The sequence below is a fragment of the Pseudomonas emilianonis genome, from assembly GCF_023072625.1.
GTDB lineage: Bacteria > Pseudomonadota > Gammaproteobacteria > Pseudomonadales > Pseudomonadaceae > Aquipseudomonas > Aquipseudomonas paraveronii.
This window is the reverse complement of sequence record NZ_JAKNRV010000493.1, coordinates 1-3,140: the sequence shown is the minus strand read 5'-3', so window position 1 is coordinate 3,140 and position 3,140 is coordinate 1. Positions and strand designations below refer to the sequence as shown.

The 3,140-nt window shown below is 63.7% G+C and carries 3 protein-coding genes and 1 pseudogene; all 4 read right to left on the bottom strand.

Translation table 11 applies throughout. The annotated features are described in order from the left end of the window. Positions 1 to 87: 87 nt before the first annotated feature. Positions 88 to 570 (bottom strand): hypothetical protein, encoded by a 483-nt coding sequence (locus L9Z73_RS28195; RefSeq protein ID WP_247408036.1) that lies wholly within the window; start codon positions 568 to 570, stop codon positions 88 to 90. Further along, entirely contained in the window at positions 567 to 1,301 is a 735-nt protein-coding gene (locus L9Z73_RS28190) for a class I SAM-dependent methyltransferase (protein ID WP_247408034.1), read from the bottom strand. Before L9Z73_RS28190 ends, L9Z73_RS28195 begins: the two co-directional genes overlap by 4 nt. Continuing rightward, on the bottom strand, positions 1,298 to 2,545 hold the full coding sequence (locus L9Z73_RS28185; RefSeq protein WP_247408032.1) for an NAD(P)/FAD-dependent oxidoreductase: 1,248 nt from the start codon (positions 2,543 to 2,545) through the stop codon (positions 1,298 to 1,300). Before L9Z73_RS28185 ends, L9Z73_RS28190 begins: the two co-directional genes overlap by 4 nt. A gap of 33 nt (positions 2,546 to 2,578) precedes the next feature. Next, positions 2,579 to 3,140 (bottom strand): annotated as a pseudogene (locus L9Z73_RS28180) (hypothetical protein); the annotation flags it as partial.

Genomic DNA, 3,140 nt, shown 5'->3' with positions numbered 1-3,140 from the left:
AGCAGTCGCCGGCAAACAGGCTGCGGCTGACGTCGGCCTGGCCGCGCCCGAGGGCGCAGATCACGCCGAGGGCATTGAGGTAGGCGGTCATCGCGCCATTCCCAGCGGGGTGATGCGATAGCTCAGGGGCTGCCCGCTCATGTTCACGCGAAACACCTCGGATGACTGATACACGATTTGCCAATGGCCCGGCAGGGTGCGCGTCAGGTCCATCGCTTGGGCGTTCGGGTAAAGCGCGCGGAGGTCATCCGCCGAGCTCAGTGCAAACAGCAACGCGGCGAACAGCTCGCGCGCCTGGGGATTGGGCGGCAGCAACCCGTCGGCCTGCCACTGGCCGTCGATCAGTTTTTGCCGGGCCAGGGGGATGCCCAGCGGGTCCATCATCGACCAGCGGATTGCACGGCCTTCGCTCTGGATCACCAGCAACCAGTCCTGGCTCTGGCCGTCCGCCAGGCGCTGCACGTGCAGTTGCATCGGCAAGGCGAGTGCCGGGGTTCTTTCCGGCAATGGCGGTTGGCTGGCGCAGGCGCTCAGCAGCAACAGGCAGCCGATCAGCAGCAAACGCATCATGGTGCCGCGCTCGCCAAGGGCTTGCGTGCCACGCAGTTGACCAGGGTTTCTTCGCGCTGGCCCACCGGCGGTGCCTTGCGCAGGCCCCAGCGTTCCAGCAGGCCGAAATCACTGGCCCGGCTCCACCACAAGTAGGGGTACGAGACGTTCTGCGCGCCGAACTCAAAGCCCTGTTCGTGCAGCATCTGCAGGTACTCTTCGGCGCTTTTCTGCACCTGCATGGGGTGGCGGAACAGCCAGCGAATCACCCAGGTGTCGATATAGGCTTCGGTGGACTCGGCAAACAGCAAGTAGCCGCCGGGCTTGAGCACCCGATAGAACTCTTTCAGTGCGCGATGCTGCTCAACCAGATGATGGAAGGTCTGGTGGCAAAACAGGATATCGACGCTGGCGTCCGCGACGTTGAGGGTGGCGCAGTCGCTGCCGATCAGCTCGACGTTCAGCCCTTGGCGCGCGGCTTCCGCCTTGCTCAGTTCCAGGCTGTGCGGGTCGGCATCCAGCCCGATCAGGCGCGACGGCTCGAACACCTGCTGCAGCAGCTTGAAGGATTTGCCCTGGCCGCAGCCGGCGTCCAGCAATACCGGCGCTACCGGCAGCGGCTCGCTGAACAGGCTGCGCAGGTCGTTGATCGCCACGCGCAACACGTGGTGCTGCCAGGTGTGGCTACGCAGGAACCAGAAGCCGAACTTGGTTTCTTCGACGTAGTTCTTACTTAAGTACTGACTGCTCACACGGCATCCCCTGCACAAATTTCCGACAACATCCGTAACCGCCGTTTGGGCTCGCTGACAAACGGGTTGCGCTCATCCCAGGCGTAGCCGGCGAGGATCGAGCTGATCATCCGGCGAATCTCCGGCGAGCTGCCGGCGTGAAAAATAACATCCTGGAACGTCCCGGCGTACCAGCCTTCGACGTAGCAGCGAAAGGTGTCGACGCCACGCTTCAACGGTTCGGCAAACTCTCGCTGCCAGTCCACGGCTTCGCCGCTGAGCTGACGATGCAGCACGCCGGCCGCCATGCTCGCCGAGCGCATGGCGATGGTCACGCCGGAGGAGAACACCGGGTCGAGAAATTCTGCCGCGTTGCCCAGCAGCGCAAAGCCCGGGCCGTGCAAGGTTTTGACGTTGGCCGAGTAGCCGCCGATGGTGCGCGCGGGGGTGTCCCATACCGCGTTCTGCAGCACGCCGGACAGGCTCGGGGTTTCGTCGATGAACCCGCGCAGGCAGGCGTCGAGATCGGCGTCACGGCCGGCCAAATGCTCCTTGGCCGCCACCACACCCACCGAGCAACGGCCGTTGCTGAACGGAATGGTCCAGAACCAGATGTCGCGTTGGGTCGGGTGGGTTGTCACGAGGATCTTGGTGCGGTCGAAGCCTGGGTGTTCGATGCGGTCCTCGACATGGGTGAACACCGCCTGGCGCAGCGGGAAATCCGATGGTGCTTCGAGGTCCAGCAGGCGCGGCAGTACGCGGCCATAGCCGCTGGCATCGAGCACGAATTTGGCTTTGACGTGATACTCGCTGCCGTTCTCCCGGCGCACATGCAGGTAGTGGGTTTCACCGCTGAAATCCACGCCGACGATGGTTTCGCCGTAACGGATGTCGACGCCTTGCAACGCCGCTTGATCGGCCAGCAACTTGTCAAACTCGCCGCGCTGCACCTGGAAGGTGGTCGGCTTGCCGTGGCTGAACGTGTCAGCGAAATCAAACGCGCTGTAGCGCTCGCCCCAGGCGAACGCGGCACCGGTTTTTACCTGGAAACCCGCCGCCTGCACGGCGTCGAGCATGCCGGCTTCTTCGATAAAGTCGATGCAGTGCGACAGCAGGCTTTCACCGATCGAAAAACGCGGGAAATGCTGGCGCTCGATAATCAGCACATCGTGCCCTTTACGCTTTAGCAGCGCGGCGGCGATGGCACCGGACGGGCCGGCACCGATCACCACCACCTGGCGACGTTCCATTTCAACTATGGGCACGAGGGCTCCTTGCCGCTTTGGCGATAATCACATTCATGAGGCATGCTTCTGGCGGCCGGCCCAGGGCGCCAGCATAAAGCTGAAGGCCAGGCCCAGGCTGACCGACAGGCCGAAATTACTCACCGCAGGCGTACTCGACACCGCCAGCAGGCCGAACGACAACCACGTCGTCAGCGCCGCCAGCAGCGTCCCCAAAAGGCTCACCGCCGGGCCGCCGATCTGCTCACGCATCAGGATCGCGTAGTCGACACTGATGGCGGTGACCAGCAGCAGGCCGAACAGGCTGAACAGCGTCAGCGGCTGGCCCAGCCAACCGAAGCTGGCCAGGCTGCACAGCGCGGCCAGCAACGGCAGGGCGACAATGCGCAGTGCGCCGCCAAAGCCGAAGGGCACGATCAGCAACAGCACGATCAGCCCGCACGACATCAGTTTCAATTCAGCCGCGCTGATCTGCGTGGCGGCGAACACCCGGTTCAAATCCCCCAGGCGATCCACCAGTTGCACTCCCGGCAAGTCCACGGCCTGCACCTGCAGCAGCGCCGGGTTGTTCAAGCCTTGCAAGCTGACCATGGCCGCTGAATAAAAACTGATGTCG